This is a genomic window from Novosphingobium sp., assembly GCF_965229225.1.
GTDB lineage: Bacteria > Pseudomonadota > Alphaproteobacteria > Sphingomonadales > Sphingomonadaceae > Novosphingobium.
The window spans coordinates 4,032,700-4,054,942 of the sequence record NZ_OZ245867.1; the positions used below are offsets into that span (position 1 = coordinate 4,032,700).

20 protein-coding genes are annotated in these 22,243 nt (G+C 63.7%); 7 read left to right on the forward strand and 13 right to left on the reverse strand.

The window, feature by feature from the left end; genetic code table 11:
- Positions 1-79: 79 nt before the first annotated feature.
- Together ACO06X_RS18960 and ACO06X_RS18965 are read right to left on the reverse strand one after the other, a co-directional pair.
- Positions 80-427: a DUF2946 family protein gene (locus ACO06X_RS18960; RefSeq protein ID WP_421837683.1), complete on the reverse strand. Its 348-nt coding sequence runs from the start codon at positions 425-427 to the stop codon at positions 80-82.
- 101 nt (positions 428-528) lie between these two features.
- The gene (locus ACO06X_RS18965; RefSeq protein ID WP_421837684.1) at positions 529-1,275 is read right to left on the reverse strand and encodes a DUF1499 domain-containing protein; all 747 of its coding nucleotides are present in this window, start codon (positions 1,273-1,275) and stop codon (positions 529-531) included.
- 113 nt (positions 1,276-1,388) lie between these two features.
- Here ACO06X_RS18965 and ACO06X_RS18970 point away from each other — a divergent pair, with 113 nt between their 5' ends.
- From ACO06X_RS18970 to ACO06X_RS18990, 5 genes are all read left to right on the forward strand, one after another.
- The gene (locus ACO06X_RS18970; RefSeq protein WP_421837685.1) at positions 1,389-2,522 is read left to right on the forward strand and encodes an FAD-dependent oxidoreductase; all 1,134 of its coding nucleotides are present in this window, start codon (positions 1,389-1,391) and stop codon (positions 2,520-2,522) included.
- A gap of 112 nt (positions 2,523-2,634) precedes the next feature.
- Complete coding sequence (locus ACO06X_RS18975; protein ID WP_421837686.1) at positions 2,635-4,749, forward strand: FAD-dependent oxidoreductase; 2,115 nt, start codon at positions 2,635-2,637, stop codon at positions 4,747-4,749.
- A gap of 95 nt (positions 4,750-4,844) precedes the next feature.
- Positions 4,845-7,892: a TonB-dependent receptor domain-containing protein gene (locus tag ACO06X_RS18980; RefSeq protein ID WP_421837687.1), complete on the forward strand. Its 3,048-nt coding sequence runs from the start codon at positions 4,845-4,847 to the stop codon at positions 7,890-7,892.
- Positions 7,893-7,923: 31 nt separating this feature from the next.
- A complete protein-coding gene (locus tag ACO06X_RS18985) occupies positions 7,924-9,192 on the forward strand; it encodes a NupC/NupG family nucleoside CNT transporter (RefSeq protein WP_421837688.1) in 1,269 nt (422 codons plus the stop codon).
- 2 nt (positions 9,193-9,194) lie between these two features.
- Entirely contained in the window at positions 9,195-9,797 is a 603-nt protein-coding gene (locus tag ACO06X_RS18990; protein ID WP_421837689.1) for a CDP-alcohol phosphatidyltransferase family protein, read from the forward strand.
- A 238-nt stretch (positions 9,798-10,035) separates the two neighbouring features.
- Here the strand turns inward: ACO06X_RS18990 and ACO06X_RS18995 are convergent, their stop codons facing one another.
- The 7 genes from ACO06X_RS18995 to ACO06X_RS19025 form a co-directional block, all read right to left on the reverse strand.
- The gene (locus tag ACO06X_RS18995; protein ID WP_421837690.1) at positions 10,036-10,314 is read right to left on the reverse strand and encodes a hypothetical protein; all 279 of its coding nucleotides are present in this window, start codon (positions 10,312-10,314) and stop codon (positions 10,036-10,038) included.
- 73 nt (positions 10,315-10,387) lie between these two features.
- Positions 10,388-11,692: a chloride channel protein gene (locus ACO06X_RS19000; protein WP_421837691.1), complete on the reverse strand. Its 1,305-nt coding sequence runs from the start codon at positions 11,690-11,692 to the stop codon at positions 10,388-10,390.
- Positions 11,693-11,834: 142 nt separating this feature from the next.
- Positions 11,835-12,821, reverse strand: a complete 987-nt coding sequence (locus ACO06X_RS19005; protein WP_421837692.1) for a hypothetical protein — start codon at positions 12,819-12,821, stop codon at positions 11,835-11,837.
- Between the two features lie 221 nt (positions 12,822-13,042).
- Complete coding sequence (locus tag ACO06X_RS19010; RefSeq protein WP_421837693.1) at positions 13,043-14,665, reverse strand: DUF389 domain-containing protein; 1,623 nt, start codon at positions 14,663-14,665, stop codon at positions 13,043-13,045.
- On the reverse strand, positions 14,662-15,945 hold the full coding sequence (locus ACO06X_RS19015) for a cation:proton antiporter (protein WP_421837694.1): 1,284 nt from the start codon (positions 15,943-15,945) through the stop codon (positions 14,662-14,664). Before ACO06X_RS19015 ends, ACO06X_RS19010 begins: the two co-directional genes overlap by 4 nt.
- 5 nt (positions 15,946-15,950) lie before the next feature.
- Complete coding sequence (locus ACO06X_RS19020) at positions 15,951-17,708, reverse strand: SLC13 family permease (RefSeq protein WP_421837695.1); 1,758 nt, start codon at positions 17,706-17,708, stop codon at positions 15,951-15,953.
- Positions 17,709-17,788: 80 nt separating this feature from the next.
- On the reverse strand, positions 17,789-18,472 hold the full coding sequence (locus tag ACO06X_RS19025) for a superoxide dismutase (protein WP_421837696.1): 684 nt from the start codon (positions 18,470-18,472) through the stop codon (positions 17,789-17,791).
- A gap of 152 nt (positions 18,473-18,624) precedes the next feature.
- On the opposite strand from ACO06X_RS19025, the gene ACO06X_RS19030 reads away from it, so the two are divergent.
- Complete coding sequence (locus ACO06X_RS19030) at positions 18,625-19,470, forward strand: LysR family transcriptional regulator (RefSeq protein ID WP_421837697.1); 846 nt, start codon at positions 18,625-18,627, stop codon at positions 19,468-19,470.
- A gap of 212 nt (positions 19,471-19,682) precedes the next feature.
- Positions 19,683-19,952, forward strand: a complete 270-nt coding sequence (locus ACO06X_RS19035) for a TolC family protein (protein ID WP_421837698.1) — start codon at positions 19,683-19,685, stop codon at positions 19,950-19,952.
- Positions 19,953-19,966: 14 nt separating this feature from the next.
- On the opposite strand, the gene ACO06X_RS19040 is transcribed toward ACO06X_RS19035, so the two are convergent.
- From ACO06X_RS19040 to ACO06X_RS19055, 4 genes are all read right to left on the reverse strand, one after another.
- Positions 19,967-20,659 carry an anti-sigma factor gene (locus ACO06X_RS19040; protein WP_421837699.1) on the reverse strand — a complete coding sequence of 231 codons (693 nt, stop codon included), beginning with the start codon at positions 20,657-20,659 and terminating at the stop codon, positions 19,967-19,969.
- Positions 20,656-21,216, reverse strand: coding sequence for a sigma-70 family RNA polymerase sigma factor (locus ACO06X_RS19045; protein WP_421837700.1), 561 nt, complete (start codon positions 21,214-21,216; stop codon positions 20,656-20,658). The genes ACO06X_RS19040 and ACO06X_RS19045 overlap by 4 nt, the downstream gene beginning before the upstream one ends.
- Before the next feature lie 96 nt (positions 21,217-21,312).
- Positions 21,313-21,711, reverse strand: coding sequence for a c-type cytochrome (locus ACO06X_RS19050; protein ID WP_421837701.1), 399 nt, complete (start codon positions 21,709-21,711; stop codon positions 21,313-21,315).
- The gene (locus ACO06X_RS19055; RefSeq protein ID WP_421837702.1) at positions 21,708-22,220 is read right to left on the reverse strand and encodes a group I truncated hemoglobin; all 513 of its coding nucleotides are present in this window, start codon (positions 22,218-22,220) and stop codon (positions 21,708-21,710) included. Before ACO06X_RS19055 ends, ACO06X_RS19050 begins: the two co-directional genes overlap by 4 nt.
- Between the last annotated feature and the right edge of the window lie 23 nt (positions 22,221-22,243).

A 22,243-nucleotide genomic window follows, 5' to 3' on the forward strand; every position in this document is an offset into this window, starting at 1 on the left:
TCCGCTTGTCCGGCACGCGCCAGCGCGCATGCGGGGTATCTGTCAGAAAGCCTCACACGCGGTGAGGCAGGTCAGTCTGTCAGATCAGCGCGGGTGGTCCGCGCAAGGGTGGGCGGACGTGCGTGAAGCCTGCAAGCGCTGGAATGGCCACCGGCGCAAATCCGAGCAGCAGCAGGAAGGCAATCGCCAGCGCGACGAAGACGGGGAGACCCGCATCGAGCGAGGCGAAGGACAGCGAGGCGTAAGGGCATGCCTCGCCGGTTTTGGCCTGCCCTTCGGCCTTGCCGGGAATGGTGATCTGCTTGGTCAGGTGGTCGCCCGAAACGTCGCTGCAAACGAGGATCGTTAATGATTTGCCTTGGCTGCCGACCATATAACCGGCGGGAACCAATGCCTTGACCACGAGCGCAAGGGCGACCAGCAGCATGGCCAGCCGGAAATGACCGCGAGAATATGCGCGCAAACGCCCCATGCGCGCTCTTTACAGCCTACGCGCGATCATGCCAGCGAAAATCCGCTGGCAGCCTGTCACGCAGCGCGCAATGCTTCCAGAAAGGTGCGGATGCGGCGGGCGTTGACGCCGAGATCGCCGACGCCAACCCGGCTGACCGAACGCATATCGACGTTTGAGGATTTGCCATCGCCCGTGGGAACGATGCGGATCGCCACATCGTCATGGAAGCGGATGTAGGAAACGCTTGCCGTCGCCTCGATATGGCCGCGTGCCGGGTCGCTGCTGACGATTTCCCATCCCGTTTCCTTGGCCACCTTCAATGCAAGGTCGGTCACTTCACGAACCGGCTTGGCAATCGTGATTGTCCGCAGATCGCCATAAGCAGCGCCATGGATCTTGCGCCAGTTATCAAGGCTGTCGACGCCGACGAGATTGTCAGGCCTCAGGTGGATCGTCTCGAACTGCGGTGGATTGGCGAGATCGGTGGTGATGTCATGGATGGCCGGCGCTGAACCGGCGGCAAAGGGCCTGCTCACGATGAAAGCGACGTAGAGCAGCGAGACGAGAATGGCTGGCAGCAGCTTTGCGCCGCGTGCATCCGGGCGCCGGCGCGTGGTAATCAGGGCGGCCAGCCCGAGCAGAACGGCGATGAGCGCGGCAAGGGCTCCGCCAACAAGCGCGCCGAACCCGGCCAGCTTTGGAATGAGGTCATAGCGCGCTAGGGTCAGCCCGAAACCCGCAATGACGAGCGCGGCAAATGTGAAGAAGACCGTCCAGCGTGCAAGCCGGCTGGGGCGCTGCGAAGATTCAAGAGATTTCATGGGGTCAATTCATCAGCAAACGGGCTCGCCGTCAACTTGGCCGTGCATCGGCGGTGTGCCGTCTGTAAGGTTCCGCACCGCACCTGATCTTCGCTGACGGAAACTGCCCGCAAATGGATTCGGAATCGATGATGCGCGTGGTGCTGGCAGGCGGAGGACACGCGCATCTGGCCGTGCTGGCGGACTGGGCCCGCAAGCCGCTTCCGGCCACCCGCCGCTGGCTGGTGACGTCCTCGCGCTTCACGGCCTATTCCGGCATGGTTCCCGGTTGGCTTGCAGGCTTCTACCGGGCCGAAGACCTGACGATCGATCTCGAGCCGCTGGCCGAGCGCGCCGGTGCCGAGTTGGTGCTTGCGGATGTGATCGGCCTGGATGCCGAGCACCGCATGCTTGCGCTGTCGAACGGGGAGGCACTGGCGTTCGACCTGCTGTCACTCGCGACCGGAGGCGAGACCGACACGTCTGCGCTTGCAGCCGCTGGCCAGCGGCTGCTCCCGGTTCGGCCTATGTGCGGTTTCATTGCGCAATGGCAGGGCCGGTTTGCGCCGGACTTGCCGATCCAGCCGCAAGAGGTTGTCGTCGTTGGCGGCGGTGCTGCCGGGGTTGAACTGGCCTTTGCCATTTGCGCCGTTCAGAAAGGCGCTGCTGCAAGGTACCGGGTGTCGCTGGTTACGGCCCGGGAGCGGTTTCTCGCGGGCCACGATCAGCGGGTGAGAAAACTGGCGAAACGCGCGCTGCAGGAGCGCGGCATTGCGGTGCATTTCGCTCAAGCAGTCGGTGCCGAAGGTGGTCTCCTGCTTTCCAATGGCCGGTTTCTTGAGGCAGACTGCATTGTCGCGGCAACGGGCAGCCGCGCACCGCACTGGCTGGCGCAATCAGGCCTTGCCTGCAGCCCCGAGGGATTTGTCGCGGTCGGGCCGGACATGCGCAGCCTGTCGCACAGCGCCATCTTTGCCGCCGGCGACATTATCGAACGCGCCGACCGCCGGCTCGAACGATCAGGTGTCCATGCGGTCAAGGCTGGTCCCGTTCTTGCCGCCAATCTCCGCGCGGCCTTGGAGGAGGGTGCCATGCGGCACTACCTGCCACGCCGCCGCACGCTGTATCTCCTCGCTCTGGGCGACGGACGCGCGATCTGCTCCTGGGGGAGCTTCGTCGGCATGGGCCGATGGGCGTGGCGACTCAAGGATTGGATCGACCGATCTTTCGTGCGCCGCTACCGCGATCACAACATCGCGCCGGAATGAACCAAGACGCAATTGCAGGTCCATGCGATGTCGCGTACTTCATCCGGCCTGACGGTCAGAAAAAGGAAACAGGCCGCTGAAACGCGTTAGTATCTTTCTGCTGCTGGCGCTGGTGGTTGCAGCCTGGTTTGTGTTCGATCTGGGGCATTTTCTGACCCTTGATGCGCTCAAATCGCAGCAGGCGTGGCTGGCATCGGTCTACCGGGACAATCCGCTGCTTGTCGCCGGCGTGTTCTTTGCGGTCTATGTCGCATGCACCGGTGCCTCGATCCCCGGCGCAGCTGTCCTCACCCTGGCCGCAGGGGCGATCTTCGGCGTGGTGATCGGGACCGCCCTTGTCTCCTTCGCCTCGTCGATCGGCGCGACGCTGGCGTTCCTTGCATCGCGCTACCTGTTTCGCGATGCTGTGCAATCCCGGTTCGCCGAGCGCTTGCGTCCGATCAATGCCGGTATGGCGCGCGACGGCGCGTTCTATCTCTTCTCGCTCAGGCTCGTGCCGGTGTTTCCCTTTTTTGCGGTCAATCTGTTGATGGGCCTCACGCCGATCCGTGCTGTCACGTTCTTCTGGGTTAGCCAGCTGGGCATGTTTCTGGGCACGGTAGTCTACGTGAATGCCGGCACGCAGCTCGCCCGGATCGAAAGCCTGCGCGATATCGCGACCCCGGGCCTGCTGCTTTCTTTCGCGGCGCTGGGGCTGCTGCCGTGGGTGGGCAAGGGGATCATGGGCATGATCGTGCAGCGGCGGGTTTATGCGCGCTGGCAGAAGCCCGAGCGCTATGACCGCAATCTCGTCGTGATCGGGGCAGGCGCGGCAGGTCTGGTCTCGTCGTTGATCGCTGCCACGGTGAAGGCCAAGGTGACCCTTGTCGAAGCCGGGAAGATGGGCGGCGACTGCCTCAACTACGGCTGCGTTCCTTCCAAGGCCCTGATCAAGTCAGCGCGGATCGCCGAGGAAATGCGGCAGGCGGACCGCTTCGGCCTTGCGCCGGTCGAGCCCGCCTTCAGCTTCGCCGAAGTCATGCGCAGGGTTCATGCGGTTATTGCCGAAGTGGAGCCGCACGATAGCGAAGAGCGCTATACCGGGCTCGGGGTCGACGTGGTCAAGGGCTATGCCCGCATCGTCGATCCATGGACTGTCGAGATCACCTCCGAGGATGGCAGCACTCAGCGCCTCACCACCCGGTCAATCGTGATTGCGGCAGGTGCTGCCCCGCTGATTCCCGATCTGCCGGGGCTGGAAGGCTCAGGCTATGTGACCAGCGATACGCTGTGGGAAGAGTTTGCCAAGCTCGATGTGATGCCGCGCCGCATCTTGATGCTGGGCGGCGGCCCCATTGGTTGTGAGCTTTCGCAGGCTTTCGCGCGGCTGGGAGCCGAAGTGACGCAAGTCGATCGCGGCGAGCGGCTGTTGCCGCGCGAGGACGCCGACGTGGCGGATCTGGCGCTGGCTGCGCTTGAGGCGTCGGGCGTCAAGGTCCTCACCGGTCATGCAGCGCTAGGGATCGAAAACGATGCAGCGGGCAAGCGCCTGATCGCCTCGAATGGCGACGGCGAGATCGCGATCCCCTTCGATGCGCTGATCCTCGCTGTTGGGCGCAAGGCCAGACTGACGGGCTATGGCCTCGAGGATCTAGGGATTGAAGTGGAACGCACGGTCGTCACCGATGCCTATCTCGCAACGATTTATCCCAACATCTATGCTGCCGGCGATGTGGCAGGCCCCTACCAGTTCACCCATGTCGCCGCGCATCAGGCGTGGTACGCCTCGGTCAACGCGCTGTTCGGCCAGTTCCGGCGGTTCAAGGCCGATTACCGGGTCATTCCCTGGACTACGTTCCTCGATCCCGAGATCGCACGCGTCGGGCTCAACGAGCAGGATGCGCGCGCCGCCGGCGTGGCGCACGAAGTGACAGTGTTTCCGCTGCACGAGCTTGACCGTGCGATTGCCGAGAGCGCGAAGCAGGGCTTCGTCAAGGTGCTCACTCCGCCGGGCAAGGACCGCATTCTCGGGGTCACTATTGTTGGCGACCATGCTGGTGAACTGATCGCCGAATATGTGCTGGCGATGAAGCACGGTCTTGGTCTGAACAAGATCCTCGGCACGATCCACATTTACCCGACCATGTCGGAAGCGAACAAATATGCCGCGGGCGAGTGGAAGAAGAAGCATGCGCCGCAGCGCCTTCTCTCGCTGGTGGGCAAGTACCATGCGTGGCGGCGCGGCTGAGGCGGACGTCCTGTAAGGATTGCCGGACTTGCCAGACCAATAGGCACCATGCCACGCAGCCGCCAATGATCGCGATGCCTTAGCGGAGATTCTTGTTGCGTTCCTTCCCCCGCATTGTCGCCGCCTCCAGCATTGCCGCTCTCGCCGTGGGCCTTGCCGGTCCGGCGCTCGCGCAGCAGGCCGGCATCCGCATAGCGCTCGTGAATGGTGAGAGCGGGAGCCCGGTCGCAGAGGTCGCCGTGACGGTCGAGAATGCGGCCATTGGGTACAAGCGCGTGCTGCGCAGTGACGCGCAAGGCATGGTGCAGATCGATGGTCTCTCCACGGCCGGTGACTACAGCGTTTCCGTCCTTGCCTCCCCCACGTTCGCGGCAACCGAGCCGGTCAGCGTCGCGCTGCGCTCCAACTTCGCCAGCAGCGTAACATTGCGCCTTTCGCCCGCAGCCTCAGCATCGATTGTGGTGAAGGGGAAACGCGGCATCACCGGCGTGAACACGGTCAATGCCGAAGTTTCGGCATCGCTGAAGCCGGCCGAACTCGCTGCGCTGCCAATTGAAGGGCGCAATGTGATCGGGGCCTTGGTGCGCCTGCCCAATGTCGTTGCTTCGACCGGTTTCTTTCCCGAATCCCCGTCGATCTCGATCAACGGATCGAACGGGCTCGACACGAACTATCTGGTCGATGGCCTCGACAACAACGAGAACTTCCTCGGCGGTCCCAAGTTCCCGGTGCCGTTGGGCTTCACCCGCGATGTCACTGTGCTCGCCAACAGCTATTCGGTGGCTTACGGGCGCACGCCCAACGGGATCGTCAACTACACTTCGCCTTCGGGCGGCAACGATTTCCACGGCGAGGTCTATGCGCTGGTGCGCCCCGGGCGGCCGCTCGATTCCGCCTCGCCCTATCCGCGGCGAGACCTCACCGGCAATCCGGTTGGGGAAAGCTTCGAGCGCTATCAGGCTGGCGGCAGTATCGGCGGGCCGATCGTCAGGGACAAGACATTCTTCTACGCCAACTTCGAATATACCCGCGACCGCAACCTGCAGGTTGTCGACGCCCCTGCGCTTGGCGTAGTGGGCAACGTTAGTGGTCACAATCAGGCCTACCTCGGATCGATCCGTATCGACCACCGCCTGACGGACGACTGGACGCTGGGCCTGCGCGCGAATATCGGCCGCCTCACTGTGGACCGGCCCGGCGGCGGGCTCGGCGGCGGCAATGTCACGTTCCCTTCCGCAGGATCGGATCAGGACCGCTTCTCCACCCTGATCGCCGCCACGGCAAGCTACTCTGGCGATGAGTGGACCTATGATGGCGCGGTCCAGTATAGCAGTTTTCGCTGGAATTACGGCAAGCCGAAGGGGCCGGCCGGGCCGCAAGTCGCCATCCGCGATCCGAGCGGGCTGACCGTCGGCGTCGTGGGTCACCCGGGGTATGTCTTCAACGATTTCGAACGGACCTGGCAGACCACACACCGGCTTCAGCGCAAGCTTGGCAATCACAAGCTCAGCCTCGGCGGGGATCTCATCCATTCGCAGTTTGCCCTGCTTGGCGGCGGCAATCCCGATGGCAATTACACCGTCGATCTGACGGCTGCGCAGCTTGCTGGCCTTGCCGCCAGTGGAAAGGGGCTCAGCCTCACCGCGCAGGATGTCCTGGCGCTAAACCCCGCCGTCGCACCCGGCGGCTATTCGGTGGAACTCAGGCCGCAGTCCTTCGGCACCGGGCAGACGCTTGTTGCGGCCTATGTCGAGGACGAATGGCAGCTCAGCCCCAAGCTGACCGCGACGCTAGGGCTGCGCTGGGACTATGACAGCCTGACGGCCAAGGGCGGGAAGCGGGGCGATTACAACAATTTCGCTCCGCGCTTCTCGCTCAATTACCGCCCGGATTCCCGCTCGGCGCTGCGCTTTGGCGCGGGCATCTTCACTGGCAAGCTGACCTATTCGGTGATCTCCGATGCGCTCCAGCGCAACACGACCTCGCCGGGGTTCCTGGCGCAGCTGAACCAGCTCAAGGCAGCCGGGGTCATTCCCAAGGACAGCGATCTGGCCAAGGTGACCTTCGACGGCAACCTCACCGTCTCGCCGCCTTGCACAACGGTTGCCGCCTGTCCGGCCCCGGCGCAGGTCCAGGCACTACGCAGCACGGCGACCCTGGGCGAAGCGCGCATTCTCAATCCCGCCGGCTATCAAAGCCCGTGGAGCCTGCAGCTGAGCGGCGGCTACCAGTTTCAGGCCAGCGATACGCTGACCCTCAGCGTCGATGTGATCTACAGCCGCACGCACAACCTCGTGCGCTTGCGCGATCTCAATGCGCCCGCGCCGTTCACGCCCAATCTGGCGAGCCTCACCGATGCCAACATCGCCTTGCTGAAGAACCAGCCAGACAATGCCGCGCGGTTCGCGCTGGCGCAGTCGCTGGGGCTGGTGCGCAGCCAGGCCGATGCAGACGCGACCCGCCCCGTGGCGCTCATCGCTGGCGGAGCGCGGCAGATCACGGTTTCGGAAACGGCCGGAACGGCGGAGTACAAGGCGCTGATCCTGCAGGCAAACAAGGCGCGCGGCAGCGATTTCTATGCCCTCCGGCTGTCGTACACGCTCTCCAGCCTCAAGAACAACTCCGACGACATCAACTTCCGCGCCTCCAACGCCAATGATTTCAGCACCGAGTGGGGTCCATCCGCCAACGACCGGCGCCATGTCATTTCCGCGGTCGGCTATCTCTATCCGCTGGACGGGCTGACCATCACTGCGGCCGGGTTGTTCCAATCTGGCCAACCGGTCAATCTGGTGCCCGATGCGCGGATTTTCGGCACGCAAGACCTCAATGGTGACGGCGCGTCGTTCGGCGAGAACTACGTCGGCAATTCGGACCGCTATCCGGGCGCGCGCCGCAATTCGGCACGCCTGCCATGGTCAGCGACAGTCGATCTGGGCCTGCGCTATGCGTTGCCGGCCTTTGCCGGTCGGCTTGAGCTGAGCGCTGACGTGTTCAATCTGTTCAACGCCAACAACCAATCCGGCTTTGCCAATGCCGCCACGACTTCCAATCAGATTCAGTTCGGTGGCGACGCGGCCTTCGTGCAGCGCAATGCAGGGCCACCGCGCCAGTTCCAGTTCGGCGCGGCGTGGAAGTTCTGATAGCAGTCGGTCAAAAGCATCCGGGGGAACAGTGGCGATCTTGCAGCAAGGACAGGGGCTCATCGGGCTCGCGCTGATACTGGCGCTTGCCTGGGGGCTCTCCGAGGATCGCAAGGCCATGCCCGGGCCGCGCTGGATTGCCGGAGCGTTGGGCATGCAGATTATCATGGCCCTTGCCTTCGTGCGGGTGCCGGTGATCTGGCAGGCAGTGGGGGTCATCAACCACGGGGTTGAAGCGATCGAGAAGGCCACGCTGGCGGGGTCGAGCTATATGTTCGGCTATCTCGGGGGGGCGGAGCTGCCTTTCGTGCTGAAACCGGGTGCCACGCCGCCAACCGTGATCGCTTTCCAGATCCTGCCGCTGATCATTGTGTTTTCCGCACTTACGGCGCTGTTCTGGCACTGGGGCGTGCTGCGCTGGCTGGTCAATGGTCTGTCATGGATATTGCGGCGAACGCTGGGCGTTACCGGGGTGGTGGGGCTCAATGCCGGAGCCAATATCTTCCTCGGCGTGGTCGAGGCCCCGCTCATCGTCCGCAGCTATTGCGCCACGATGTCGCGCGCCGAACTGTTTGCGGTGATGGTCCTTTCGATGGCCAACATCTCGGGCGCGCTGCTGGTGCTCTATGCCACCACGTTGGCCCCGATCCTGCCGGATGCGGTGGGCCACATGATCGTGGCCTCGTTCCTCTCGCTCCCGGCGGCCATCCTGATCGCCCGCATGATGGTGCCGGCAACGGTCGCCGAAAGGGACAGCGCCGCGGCCGAACCCGAAGTGCGCTACGATGGCACGATGGACGCGATCCTGCGCGGCACGATGGAGGGCGTTCAGCTGGTTCTCTCGGTGATCGGGATCATCATCGTCATTTTCGCGCTGGTCAATCTGGCGGACCAGATCCTGGCCATCTTGCCCACTGTGGACGGCGCGCCGATCACGATGAAGCGAACCTTCGGCTGGCTGTTCGCCCCGCTGATGTGGACGATCGGCGTGCCGTGGAGCGAGGCTCCGGCTGCCGGTGCGCTGATGGGCACCAAGACGATCCTCAACGAATATGTCGCCTACCTCGAATTCGCGAAGGTGCCGCTGGGCACGTTCAGTCTGCGCAGCGAACTGATCGTCACGTACGCGCTGTGCAGCGTTGCCAATCTGGCGAGCGTCGGGCTGCTGGTGACCACCATCAGCACGCTGGCACCGGAGCGGCGGCGCGAAGCCGCGCAGCTGGGCATGAAAAGCTGGATCGCCGGAAATCTCGCGTCTGCCATGTGCGGCGCGATGATCGGCCTTGTTACCCCGGTCTGATCATGTTCGACGCAAAGCTGCGCCCCCTGATCGACCCTGCGCTCAACCGGATCGGGCGGGGCATTGCCGCGCTGGGCATCGGCGCGGATGGGGTGACGATTGCCGGCATGATGATCGGCATCTTGGCGGCGATAGCCATTGCCACAGGGTACATTGAACTCGGCCTTGCAGGCATCCTGCTCAACCGCCTGCTCGACGGCCTTGATGGTGCAGTGGCGCGGGCTACCCGTCTCACCGACTTCGGCGGCTATCTCGATATCGTCGCGGACTTCGTGTTCTACGTGGGCGTGCCGCTGGGTTTTGCCTTCGCGGCGCCTGCCAACCAGCTTCCCGCTGCCGTTCTGCTGGCAAGTTTCGCAATGACGGGCACGAGCTTCCTCGCCTTTGCCACGATGGCCGCCAAGCGGGGGATCGAGACCAGCGCGCACGGCCGCAAGAGCTTCTTCTACAACACCGGGCTTGCCGAAGGGACCGAGACGATCGCCACCTTTGTGCTGATGTGCCTGTGGCCGCAACATTTCGCGATGATCGCCTTCATCTACGCCAGCTTGTGCGCGCTCACCGTCATCCAGCGGACGCTTAACGCCTGGCACGAGTTCCGCTGACGAGTTGCCGGGCAGACCCGCCGAAATCCGATGCAGTGGCTGCGCGCGGGGCGGGCCGTGCCGCGTCCCCCTGACTGCCGCGCACCATAAGCGAGGTTCGGCAAAGCGGGGCGATCCGGCCCAGGATTTCGTTGAATGCATCGACTTGCCGTTGGGGCGGCCATGTTTCGGGGGCGAACATCTCCTGCAATACGATCTCGAGCAGAGCTGCAAGCAGTGCGCTGGCGACTCCCGACTGTTACGCCGCTGCAAGGTGCGCGCAGCGCCAATCAGCGGCGAGGATCGCTTCGATCTGGGCGACGAAATCGCGCATCCGCTTGTGCTGCTCGGCAGCGAATTCGGGGTCGGCGATCGCGAGGCCCCAGACGGCTGGCCGCACTCGCCAGTCGCGCTCGACCTTCGGGTCGGCCGGCAGCCGGGCGTGGAGGAGCGCAGCATTGTCGCTGCCGCCTTCGGGCTGCGAGGCATGGGTGCGCGCCTTCGCGCTGAGCGCGGCGTGATCGATCACCGCGGGCATGGGACCGCAGCCGCTCACCACCGCCAAAAATGGCGTCTCGATGCAGTTTGTGCCAGGATCAATGGCGAGCACATCACCGGTGGTGAGGGGGGGCCAGCAAAGCCGAATGAAAGCCTTGCGAGAGCGCATGGTATAGCTTGGCGTGGCATATATTGCTGCTCACCCAGTCCGCGATCAGTGCCGTAATGAACAAGGGGATGATCATCGACCGATCGGCGGTCATCTCCATCACAATGATGACGGCGGTTAGCGGTGCCCTGACCACGCCGGTAAAGTACGCTGCAACGCCAAGAAGGACGAGAGCCCCCGAAGGTTCCCCTTTTACCAGGAAGCCCACGATCTGGCCAAGTCCCGCCCCCACTGAAAGCGAAGGCGCGAAGATGCCGCCCGGTGCGCCGCTGAGCGCCGTTGCCAGCGATGCGACAAACTTTGCCGGCCCAAACGCCAGAGACGCGCTTTGTCCGCTCAGCAGCTGCCGGGTTGTCTCATAGCCGGTGCCCCAACTCGCCCCGCCACTCGCCAGTCCTGCTGCCGCAACAACGAGGCCGCAAGCAAAGGCAAACGGCAGAGGATGCGAACGGGCAAACGCGAAAGGGCGGCGTGTTGACGTTGCCGCCGCGATAAGAACGCGTGCGAACGTGCCGCCGGCCAAGCCTCCCAAAACCCCGATCACGGGTGCGAGGACAAGAACATCCCGAAGTGCCAGATGCCGGGTGACGACACCGAAGTAAACATAGTCGCCTGCAATCCCGAGGCTGACGAGGCCCGAAATCATCACCGCGGCCATAACCAGCACCGCAACCTTCTGTTCGAACGCGGCGGCCAGCTCCTCGATCGCAAAAGCGACGCCGGCAAGCGGTGTGTTGAAGGCAGCGGCGACGCCTGCCGCGCCACCCGCGATAATCACGCCTGAATTGATCGGAACCCGCAGCCAGCGATGCACCGCAACCATCAGTGCGGCACTGATCTGCACGGTAGGTCCTTCGCGTCCGACAGCCCCGCCACCCAACAGCATCGCCAGCGTGCCAATGAACTTGGCCGCTGCAGTGCGGAGCGAAATCAGTGCTCCTTGCGCACTCGCCGCCGGATTATGTCCCGCTGCCATGACTTGTGGAATTCCGGAACCACGTGCTTCCGGGAAATACCGCCGCGTCACCCCAACCACCGCGACGAACACGAACGGCGTTGCAGTGGCGGCCAGCCAAGGCGCCACTGCAAACGCCCGGTCAAATATCTGCTGCGCCACTTCGCCGCTCTTGGCGAAGGCGATCGCGACCAGGCCGAGCAATACCGCCCCGATGACCGCTGCAGTCCGCCGCAACAGCCCTGAGGGATCCAGCCGATAGCTTTGAGACCAGAACTTTGTGAACAACTTCATGCAGTTCGCCTAAAGTAGCAGAGGGAGTGGCGCAACTCTGGATGCTTGAGCGCTGCCGGGTTCACCGGCGAGGCATCAACCGGGCCGTAAACTCATGGGCCCAGCCATCGAGATCGGCAGGTCACCTTTGCGGCGGCCGCACTCAGCTTTCTGCCGGAGCACCAGCCAGCGTCGCGACAATGCAGATCGCACCAACGGCAACGAAGCCGATCTGGGCAACCAATCCGCCGGCCCCGGTGCGGCGCGATACCCAGAAGGCGAGCAGAGCCTGAACGGCGTAGAACGCAGCGAACGCCCGTGACGAGAGCGCAATCACCTGGAAGGGGTCCGTCAGCCAGACGACGGCCAGAGACAGCGCGCTGGCCGCAATGAAGGCCGAGCGCACGTTGAGACGCCGCTGCGAAACCTCGATCATCAGCCCGCCGGAACCGATGGAATCTGCGATTGCCGCGCTGAGCTGGCTGGTCACCGCAGCACCGAGGACGAAGAGGCTGAGGAGGGGCGCAACGAACGTCATGATATCGAGAATGCCGGTGACCCCCTCGCTTTCGGCAGCGCGGCCGAGGACCGGTGTGAGGAGCGCCAGAAACGCCAAATAGATCGCTGACGAGATCCATTGCGCCAGACGCATCGTCCGCACCCGCAGTTGCTGATCGTATGCCCCGCCCAGATAGCGCGAGGTCTCAAAACCTTGCACGGTGATCAAGAGGCCCAGCAGCAGCGGAACGCCGGACCAGGTGATGCGCGCTGGCGGCGGCGTCGACACGGGCGCGGCGCCGGACGCCCACCAGACGGCCAGGCCAGCGAGGATTCCGGCGATCAGCCCAAGCTTGATCGAGACGCTTGAGTGAGCAGCGTGTTCGATCTTCTTGATGTCGCCCGAAAAAGTCAGCAAAGTCATGACGGCGATGATGGCCGTCACGATCAAGTTGGCGACGAATGTGTGGGATACCGCATCGATGGAAAAGGGCTTGATTGCAAATTCGGCCAGCAGCTTGAGATAGTAGGCGACTGATACCGCATAAGCGATCGCAAGCATGACCTGCCCGATGCGCATGGCCCAGGCAAATGGATCATGCAGACGCAGGTTCCGCGCATGGTTTTCGACATGCACGATGTTGAAGCGCACGACTGCGCCGACAGCATAGGCCAGTGCCAGCAGCGCTCCCATCGCGAGAATTGCCGCCGAACCAAATTCCTTCGCCAGCAATGGGCCGCAGACAAGAAAGCCCGAACCAATGATCGAGGCCAGCGGAGTGACTGTTGCGCGCCAGGTGTCCGATCTCGCGAACGACCCGAAGGTCAGCGCCGCCCAGACGGTTACCGCGGTGACGACTGCGATGAGCGGGATCACGGCTTGCGCTCCGGCGGTCTGACGATGTCGAATACCACCCCCGCAGGACCCGGAACACCACGCGGCAAGCGATCGGCTGGCAGCACGGTTGCGCTGCCACGGATACCGGCTTTGGCGAGCTGTGACACCGCATACTGCGCAGCGGCGAGAGCCGATGTATCTGCCGCTTCGGTTCCCGGCTTTTGGACATATCCGGCAACGGGGATGCCCTGAACACCCCAACGCTGGATCGCCCAGATGGCATCAGCGAACGCCGCGCTTCCTTGAGGAGCACCGTCCGTGAATGCGATGGCAACGGCCAGCTTCGGCTGGACCGGAGGCACGATCCGCACGTTCCAGCCGGCCGCCACCTTGGCCGCTTCCTGTTCAGCGTTGCGATAGTCGCCCAGTTGCCAGCCATCGGCGGCAAAAGGAACCAGCTGGACCGTCCGCTCTGTGCGATTGACCCAGAGTGCCTGCGTCGGCAGGCCGACTGCCTCGCGGATGGCGACCAGTGGCGGCGTGTCTCGGGCAATGCCGGCAGCAGAGGTTTCGACCGCCGCATCGACCAACGCCTGAGTCTGGGACTGCAGGTCTGCCGCAACCACCTGCTGCAGGTTGATCCCGGGTTTGATGCCCCACTCCTTCTCGAGCCTGACCGTCAGTCGGCGATCTGCATCGTTCGTGTATTGCGGAACGATCACCACGGCGTCGATGGAAGGTGTTCCCCGCAGCGGCCACCTGACCTGCAACTGGGCGACGTTCATCGGCTTGAGCATCAGTTCATCCGTGAGCATACGCCGGACCGTTGCCTGCGCCCTCGCTTCGGCAGTGACGCGGTAGAGCGTAACGCCAAGCGGCGCCGCGAGGACGGAAAACGCAACGAGGCCCGCCAGTATGAAACGCGGCGCGTTCTCGACCTTTGCCAGCGGCCGTGCAGCCCCGCTCAATCGGGCGATCAGGGCAAACGAAAACGCAATCGCCGCGAGATTGGTGAGAAACAGCAGGAAGGCGCCGAGAGCAAAGCCCGGATTTGCCACGCCAAGCCCATAGCCCACCGTCGCCAACGGCGGCATGAGCGCTGTGGCAATGGCCACACCGATCGCGGTCGCCCCCTTTTGCTGGACCGTCGCGTACGCCCCGGCAATGCCGGAAAAGACAGCGACGACGAGGTCAAGCAAGGTCGGTTCGGTCCGGGCCACGATCTCGGACGTGGCGTTGCGGATCGGGCTGACCCAGGTCAGCAGGATACCGGTCAGGATGCCGATGGCAGCTCCGATCGCAATAACCTTGGCCGCCTCGCGGATTTGGCGTCCATCCAGCGAGGCAAAGCCGAAGCCCATCGATGCGATCGGCCCCATCAGCGGCGAAATCAGCATCGCGCCGATGACCACCGCAGTGGACGACTGCAACAGACCGAGCGTGGCGATACCGGCGGAAAGGCCGCACATCAGCATGTACGATTTGGTGATCTGGCCGTCCTCGCGCACCGATCGGCGCAAGGCCTTGCCCGCTTCCCCAGTGAGGTCGGGAAACAGGCCGGTCCGCGCCATCTGGGCGCTGTACATCGCGACGGAGCGCGCAACCCCACTGCGCAATTGCGCCGACAACGATGCCAGAGATGGCGGGACGTAGCTCATGCCGTGTCTTTCCCGGGCGATACGGACCGCTGGCTGAGCCGATTGATCAGGCCGCCAATGCTGCCGCCCTGGATGATGACAGAGAACAGCACGACCATGAACGTGGCTGCGATCAGCGGAGTGCGTGAAGGGCTATCTGGCAGGGAAAGCGCAAGCGCGATGGAAATGCCGCCGCGCAGCCCGCCCCAGACCAGCGTCGGCGTTGCCAGATGTCCAAGATCGATCCCGCTGCGCAGGACCCGCAGCGGGATGCTGACAGAGAGCCAGCGCGCAAGCAGGCCGAGCGGAATGACTGCGAGCCCGAACAGCATGAGATGGAACTGCCCGGAAATGAGGATCACTTCGAGGCCGATCAGCAGGAACAGGACGGCATTCAGGATCTCGTCGATCAGTTCCCAGAATTTGACGAGATAGTCGGCGGTCGTGTCGCTCATGGCGCGGGCCATCCCGGCATTGCCGATGAACAGGCCGGCCACTGCCATGGCGACCGGACCGCTGACATGAATGGCATGGGCAAAGCTGTATCCCGCCATGACCAGCGCCAGACTGATCATCACCTCGACGCTGTAGTCGTCGATCGTCTCCATCGCGCGGCAGGCGATCCAGCCGGTCACGAGGCCGAACGCAACGCCGCCGCCCGCCTCCCTCGCAAAACCACTGGCGGCATGGACCAGACTGAACTGTTCGGCACCGGTCGCGATCGCAATCAGGATGCCGAAGATGACAACGCCGACGCCATCGTTGAACAGGCTTTCGCCCGCTACGGTCGCCTGCAGCGAAGGCGGCACTGCTGCCCGTTTGAGGATCGCGATCACGGCCACCGGGTCTGTCGGGCTGATCAAGGCGCCGAATACGAGCGCCCAGGTCAGAGGGACCGGCACGCCCGCCATGCCGGCAAGCCACCAGGTCCCCGCACCGATAAGCGCGGTCGAAAGCAGGACGCCGAACGTCGCCAGCGAGAGGACCAGCAGGCGATTTGCTTGCATCTGCGTCCAGTCGACATGAAGCGCCCCAGCAAACAGCAGGAATGACAGCATGCCCTCCATCAAGGTGGCATGAAAATCGATTCCATTGAGGAACTGCTCGACCGTGGGTCTCAGGCCCCAGGCCGGGAAGGCCGCTCCGATCCCGATGATCGCGAGCGAAGAAACCGCGCCCATGAGGGTCAGGCCGACGGCCGAGGGCAGCTTCAGGAAGCGGTGATTGGCATAGCCGAGCCCGGCTGCCAGCAGGATCAGAATGGCGGCCACGTCAAACGGGGCCAATGCGGAAGCGTCCATGGATTCTATCCCCAGATTGCCGTGATCAGCGCTGTACCCAGGAAGAGCACGAGCAATGTCAGCGGCGCGCCCACGCGGGCGTAATCAGAAAAACGGTAACCGCCGGGGCCCCATACAAGCGTGTTGGACTGATGGCCGATCGGCGTGAGAAAATCACACGAGGCGCCAATCGCAACTGCCATCAACATGGCATCGACCGGGACATGCGTTTCCATGCCGGTCCGCGCGGCGATCGGCCCCATGATGAGCACCGCGGCGGCGTTGTTGAGAAACGGCGTGACAGCCATCGTCAATCCGAGCGCGAGCCCGACAGGCACCCAGGCCGGCTGGCCCTTGCCAACCACACTGATAACACCCGCCACGGTCTCGTCAGCTCCGCTTGCCGCAAAGGCCTGTGCCACCGGAATGATCGCCGCGAGCAGGACGATGATCGACCAGTCAATGTCCTGATAGACGTGCCCCCGCAGTCTCCCGGTGAGCCCGAGCGCGGCGACGGCGAGCACGAGCGCGGCGGCGAGACCGGAAACGCCGGTCGATGCGGCGATGATCGCGCCGACCAGCGCAGCGACAGGCAACCAGTCCTTTGCGGAAACGCGCAGCCTTAGTGGGCGTTCGGCGAGCGGGAGGAGGCTGAAGACATGCGCCAGCTCCGCGGTTCGGGCCGGCTCGACCTGCAGCAGGATCACGTCGCCGGCATGCAGCCGCATCGCCGAAAGGCCCGCTGCAATACTCTTGCCCCGGCGGCTGAGCGCGACAAGCGCAGCGCCCTGTGCGGCCAGCAGGGCAAGCGGGGCGTCCTGCAACACCAGCGTGCTCTGTTCCGTGACGACGAATTCGAAGAAAGCATCGCCAAGAAGATCATCTTCCACATCGGATGCCAGTTCGAGCCCGAGCCGTTCCAATGCTTCCTCAACGATCGGCGCGCGACCTTCCACCTGGATTATGTCGCCCGGCATCAGCGACCTGCTCAAACGTGGGGCCGTGACCAGAATGCCGCCGCGATCGATCGCATGGACAGCAAGCCGGTCATTACCTGATCCGATCGATGCCAGAACCTCCACCGTGAGGGCCTTCGCGGCATTCGTCGGAACACGCAGCTCGAACAGATAGTCGGCGACCCGGAACTTGAGCGGCTCCCCTTCGCTGGAGGCGTGCATGGGCAGAAAGCGCACCAGCCAGATGGTAAGGACAAGCCCAGCGAGCGCGAGGGGAAGTCCGACGAGGGCAAAATCAAACATGCCGAACGCAGGCCTGCCATAGTCACTGCGCATTTCCGCCAGAATGACATTCGGCGGTGTCCCGATCAGCGTGACAAGCCCGCCGAGCAGCGAAGCAAACGCCATCGGCATGAGGATGCGGCTGGGCGAGACCTTGGCAGTACGGCAGGTGGCGAGCGCTGCCGGCAGCAGCAGCGCCAGCGCGCCGACGTTGTTCATGAAAGCAGATGCCACGCCGCACAGCAGCGCGTAAACCACAGCAATGCCCGTTTCTGCCTTCATCCAACGCTGAAACGGGCGCAGCGCATATGCCAGCACACCGGACCGCGCGATCGCGGCGCTGATGATCATGATGGCGCCAACCGTGATGACGACTGGATCGGAAAAGCCGGCGAATGCACGATCGGCGCTGACCAGCCCAAGCGCCACGCAACTCGAAAGCATAAGAAGCGCGACAAGATCGTGGCGTACCCTGTCTGTCGCAAAACCGACCAGACCGGCTGCAAAAATGGCTGATATCGCCATCACAGTGCCTGTGCCTGCCATCGCCGCAAGAAGTCTAAACCTTTGGTGCGCTTAGGCAAGACCAATCGGAACACTGCGATTGCTGCGGCGCTGGCCCGGCTTCAGCCGGGATAGGTCCAGATGGCTTGGCCATTGAGCAGTGCTGCAAGCTGCCTGCCTGCATGGTTCCAGTTCGCGCAGCTTTCGATGAACGCGCCAAGCCAGGCTCCCCGGTCATTCTTCCAGTCGAGATAGTAGGCGTGTTCCCATAGGTCGCACACCAGCAGCGGGACTCTGTCGGTCCCTAGCCACACGGGTATGGCCTTGTCGGTCGTGACCAGCATCAGCCCGCGGTGTTTGTCGCAGACCAGCCAGAGCCAGCCGGATCCGACGTGTGCAAGCCCCTTTTCGATGAATTTCTGCCGGAAGCTCTCCAGACTGCCGAAAGCCCTCTCCATCGCCGACGTGAGGATGGCATCAGGCTCGGCGTCCCCGTCAGGGCTTAGCGATGCCCAGAAGAAGGCGTGGTTCCAGGTTTGAGCCGCATTGACCAGCAAGGATCGGCGCCGCTTCCACGCAGCCTGCCGGATGATGTCCTCGAGCGCCGCCTCGGCCAGATCCGTGCCCTTGATCAGCGCGTTGGTCTTGCTGACATAGCCGAGATAGTGCTTGTCATAGTGGTAATGCATGGTTTCCGCAGAGACATGCGGCTCCAGTGCATCGCGCGCGAACGCGAGTTCTGCGGTAAGAATAGTGCCTTGGGCTTCTCTGCCCGGCTTTGCGTTTTGCGTACTTTGAGCGGACATGACGATCCTCTCCGTGATGGGTTTCCTGGCCGGCGCTGCACCGCCGCTCTGGTTCCGCCGCTAGGTGCAGAACAATCCAAGTTGCTCTCCCACGGCGGCACAATTTCAGGAAGCCTGATTGTCAGAACTTTAAATTTGGATATTCCGAATGAATGGATATCGTGACCATTCGCACGTTCCTCGCTGCGGCCTCCGCAGGGAGCTTTTCCGAAGCCTCGCAACGCATCCACGCCAGCCCGTCCGCAGTCACCGAGCGCATCAAACAACTTGAACATGTCTTGCGCGTTCGCCTGTTTGAACGGGACAAGCGGGGGTGCCGGCTCACGGCCGCTGGCAGGCGCTTCCTCGATCCAGCGCTCAAGATGCAGCGGGCCTGGCAGCATGGTTGCGAGCAGACGGCATTGCCACCACGCTTCACCCAGTTGGTGCGGGTCGGCGGGCAGCATGCCCTGTGGCCGAGGCTGCTGATGCCTTGGCTGGATGCCATGATAGAAGCCCATAGCGACATCGCATTTCATGCGGTTGCAGCGGCCCCCGCCCAACTCAACCGCGCCCTCGATGATGCCGAACTCGACATCGCGTTTCTCTACGAGCCCCAGTTGGCGAGGGGGCAGCGCATGGAGCAACTGGCGGATGATCGGCTCATCCTGGTGACGGCCAATCCTGCGGTCGACTGGACGAAGAATTTCGTGAGGACCGAATGGGGCGAATCAATCAACGACGAACTGCGGGCGCGGCTCGGGGATCTGCCTTCACCGGGTTTGACGCTCGATTTGGGCGTCCTTTCGCTGGACTGGCTTGCGCGGACAGGTTCCAGCGGTTTCGTGCCCGAACGACTGGCAGAATCCCATATCAGCTCAGGCCAGCTCGAGCCCATCGAGGACATGCCCGCCATGGCATTCTCCCCTTACGTCTGCTGGAGCGCGGCGATGGAGGATAACCTCGTGGAAGAGATGATCGCGACAGCACGGGGGATGATGGAGGGGCCGACCCTGTAACAAGGCCGGTCAGTGCCAACAGCATCCTTCGCCGATAATGGCAAAGCGCATTGCGATCAGATCGGTGGCCTCTGCTAGCCATCGCCGGTAGCTGCGAACGGGCATCGCGGCATTTGCAACTGCAATGTGGAAGGCTTCGGCCAAGTGAGGCGCCCGCCAGCGCGTTCCATCACCGCGGCAGCAATGGCAAGCCCAAGGCCGGATCCGGGCGAGTGCTCCCCTTTGGCGAAGCGGCTGAGCATGCGGACGCGCTCGCCCGCCGTCCCGATATCCGCGAGGCAGAGCGGAGGCTTGCGGCGGCTGGCGCGCGGGTGAAAGTTGCGAAGGCTGATATGTACCCCCGCGTGACGCTCGGCGCATCGGGCGGCCTCATCCGCGGCTCGCTGGATGCCTTCATCACGCCGCTGATCAGCTGGTCGTTCATCAATCCTGCTGTTTCGCAGCCTCGGCGGAGGTTGGGAGGCGCAGTAGCTTCTCGTTGAAATACTTAGCAGCTTCAGCTCCCGCTGATTTTTCCGGTGCCGAGGATGGGCCCTGTGGGTAGGCCGGTCGGCGAGCCGCCGCGAGGTTCAAGCGAGATCGCGAATGTTGCTCCCCGCGCGATCAGACGGCGGACGTCGGTGCGTGCCGGGCGGGTGGCTGCGCGTGCCGGATCGATCGTGCCGAGCGAGCGCGGCCTGCCATCTGCCGGAATGATCCACAGTTCGGCGTCGCGCTGACCGGCATCGAGCGTGCCAGGGGCAATCGTGAGATCGCCGGCCGTCTGGTTGTAGGCGATTGTCGCAAGAATACCGCCGCTTCCTGCAATGCTTGCGAGCAGGACCGGTGCCGGGGCCGGAGCAGCCGCAGGCGGCGTTGCTGGCGGCACAGGCGCGGGGCGCAGCACAAGGGCCACACCAAGCAGCCCAGCGACGACCGTGGCCGCCAGCGCCGCTGCCCGCCAGCGCCGCGCTTCGATGACTGCGGCGTTGTCGTTGCCCGGCAGCATGGCCTCGATGCGCTGCCACAGGCCTTCGCTTGGCTCCACGCTGTCGCCCGCCGAAAGCGGCTCGAAGCGTTCGCGCCACCAGTCGACCTGCTTGGCCAGTGCGGTGTCGCTGCCCAAGCGGCGAACCGCAGCCTCGCGTTCCGGTCCGTCAAGAAGACCCAGCGCAATCTCGCCGGCCAGCAGATCGTCTTCTTCGCTCATGACAGGCACGCCTTCAACTTGATCAGCGCGCGTCTGATCCGGCTCTTGACCGTGCCGAGCGGCATATCGGAGCGGGTCGCCAGTTCGGCATAGGTGGCGTGCTGGAAGAATGCTGTGCGCACCAGCACGGCATCGGCTTTTGCCAGCTCTTCGATGCACACCGTGATGTCGTGCTCGCTCTCGGCTTCGAGCAATTGCTCAAGCGCGCCCGCGCTCTCGTCGGCGGGTTCGTCTATGCTTTCGATCGGAGTGGTGATCCGCCGTCCGTTCGCCCGCAGACGATCGATCGCGCGATTGCGCGCCAGCGCCGCAAGCCATGTGATCGGACTTGCGCGCGCAGGATCGAACATCGCTGCCTTCTGCCAGACGGTGACATAGACCTCCTGCAGAACGTCCTCCGCTTCCTGTCGATCCGCAGAGATGCGCATGCACACACCAAGGAGCCGCGCGCAGGTACGCCGATAGACCTCGCGAAACGCAAGCTTGTCGCCGCTGGCAACGCGCTGGAGCGCGGCGATCAGGAGAGACTGCTCGGAGTCTCCAGCTTTGGAAATCATTGACTTATGTCTAGCACCGCTTGGTCTTTGCAACAACGCTGGGCGGGCCGGCGGGTAACACTTCGCAGTTTACCACACCGGCCAGCGCCCGCTCGTTCATTTGCCCGATGTGGCCTTGAGATAGGCGATGATCGCCGCGCGATCGCTTGCGCCAGGCACGACGAAATACATCTTCGAGCCTTTGACCATCTTCTGCGGCCCCTGCAGCCAATGGTCGAGGCTGGCCGCAGTCCAGACGATGCCGGACGCCTTGAGCGCAGGTGAATAACGGTAGGCCGGTGCCGATCCCGCCGCGCGGCCAAACACGCCGCGATGCGCTGGGCCGATCCGATTGGCATCGAGGCTATGGCAGGTGCCGCACTTGGCCTGATAGAGCTTGGCTCCGGGCAGGGTTTCGGCGGGCAGGGTGTCGGCAGGCTGGGCCAACGCGGGATGCGCAGGCACCAGCACGCCAAGACCTGCCAGCGCGAGAGGAAGGGCGCGCAGAGCGATCATTTGTCGATGATATCCCGGTGCATCGGCGCGAGAGCGGCGATCAGGCGGTTCTGCGCGCGGAAGGGAATGTGGCGCTTGTTCATGGCCACCTGCAGTTCCTCGACAAGGCCGTAGAAGTTGCCTTCCTTCACGTTCATGCCGCGGTGCGCCTCGGCCATCGTGCGCCCGGAATAGGTGCAGGGGCCGTGCATGATCACGCAGAACTGCTCGACCAGCAGCGCCTTGATCCTGGCCTGATCGGCATTCTCGAAAAAGGGCCGTGTCTTCGGGTTCTGCAGCCAGCGCGCCATGGCATCGTCCATCAGCGCGGTAAGGCCCTCGCGCCCGCCGAAGGTTTCATACAGGTGTTCGTCATCGGTGATGATTGGGGTGGTCGGCGCTGTGGGTTTGATCGACGGATCGCTCACCGCCGGCTCCTGCACGTTGTACTGGGGAGCAAGGTTTTCCTGTGCGAACGCGGCCGTGGAAGCGCCGAACAGCAGCGCCAGCGAAAGGGTGGTCTTGAACATGATCGTGTCCTTGATGAAGCTGG

What these genes read in the sequence shown, in the direction of transcription:
- ACO06X_RS18970 (WP_421837685.1), top strand. Translation starts at nt 1,389, where the DNA reads ATGGATTCGGAATCGATGATGCGCGTGGTGCTGGCAGGCGGAGGACAC.
- ACO06X_RS19025 (WP_421837696.1), bottom strand. Translation starts at nt 18,472, where the DNA reads ATGTCCGCTCAAAGTACGCAAAACGCAAAGCCGGGCAGAGAAGCCCAA.
- ACO06X_RS19010 (WP_421837693.1), bottom strand. Translation starts at nt 14,665, where the DNA reads ATGAGCTACGTCCCGCCATCTCTGGCATCGTTGTCGGCGCAATTGCGC.
- ACO06X_RS19050 (WP_421837701.1), bottom strand. Translation starts at nt 21,711, where the DNA reads ATGATCGCTCTGCGCGCCCTTCCTCTCGCGCTGGCAGGTCTTGGCGTG.
- ACO06X_RS19055 (WP_421837702.1), bottom strand. Translation starts at nt 22,220, where the DNA reads ATGTTCAAGACCACCCTTTCGCTGGCGCTGCTGTTCGGCGCTTCCACG.
- ACO06X_RS18990 (WP_421837689.1), top strand. Translation starts at nt 9,195, where the DNA reads ATGTTCGACGCAAAGCTGCGCCCCCTGATCGACCCTGCGCTCAACCGG.
- ACO06X_RS19030 (WP_421837697.1), top strand. Translation starts at nt 18,625, where the DNA reads ATGGATATCGTGACCATTCGCACGTTCCTCGCTGCGGCCTCCGCAGGG.
- ACO06X_RS19015 (WP_421837694.1), bottom strand. Translation starts at nt 15,945, where the DNA reads ATGGACGCTTCCGCATTGGCCCCGTTTGACGTGGCCGCCATTCTGATC.
- ACO06X_RS19020 (WP_421837695.1), bottom strand. Translation starts at nt 17,708, where the DNA reads ATGGCAGGCACAGGCACTGTGATGGCGATATCAGCCATTTTTGCAGCC.
- ACO06X_RS18995 (WP_421837690.1), bottom strand. Translation starts at nt 10,314, where the DNA reads ATGCCCGCGGTGATCGATCACGCCGCGCTCAGCGCGAAGGCGCGCACC.
- ACO06X_RS18965 (WP_421837684.1), bottom strand. Translation starts at nt 1,275, where the DNA reads ATGAAATCTCTTGAATCTTCGCAGCGCCCCAGCCGGCTTGCACGCTGG.
- ACO06X_RS19040 (WP_421837699.1), bottom strand. Translation starts at nt 20,659, where the DNA reads ATGAGCGAAGAAGACGATCTGCTGGCCGGCGAGATTGCGCTGGGTCTT.
- ACO06X_RS19045 (WP_421837700.1), bottom strand. Translation starts at nt 21,216, where the DNA reads ATGATTTCCAAAGCTGGAGACTCCGAGCAGTCTCTCCTGATCGCCGCG.
- ACO06X_RS18960 (WP_421837683.1), bottom strand. Translation starts at nt 427, where the DNA reads ATGCTGCTGGTCGCCCTTGCGCTCGTGGTCAAGGCATTGGTTCCCGCC.
- ACO06X_RS19000 (WP_421837691.1), bottom strand. Translation starts at nt 11,692, where the DNA reads ATGAAGTTGTTCACAAAGTTCTGGTCTCAAAGCTATCGGCTGGATCCC.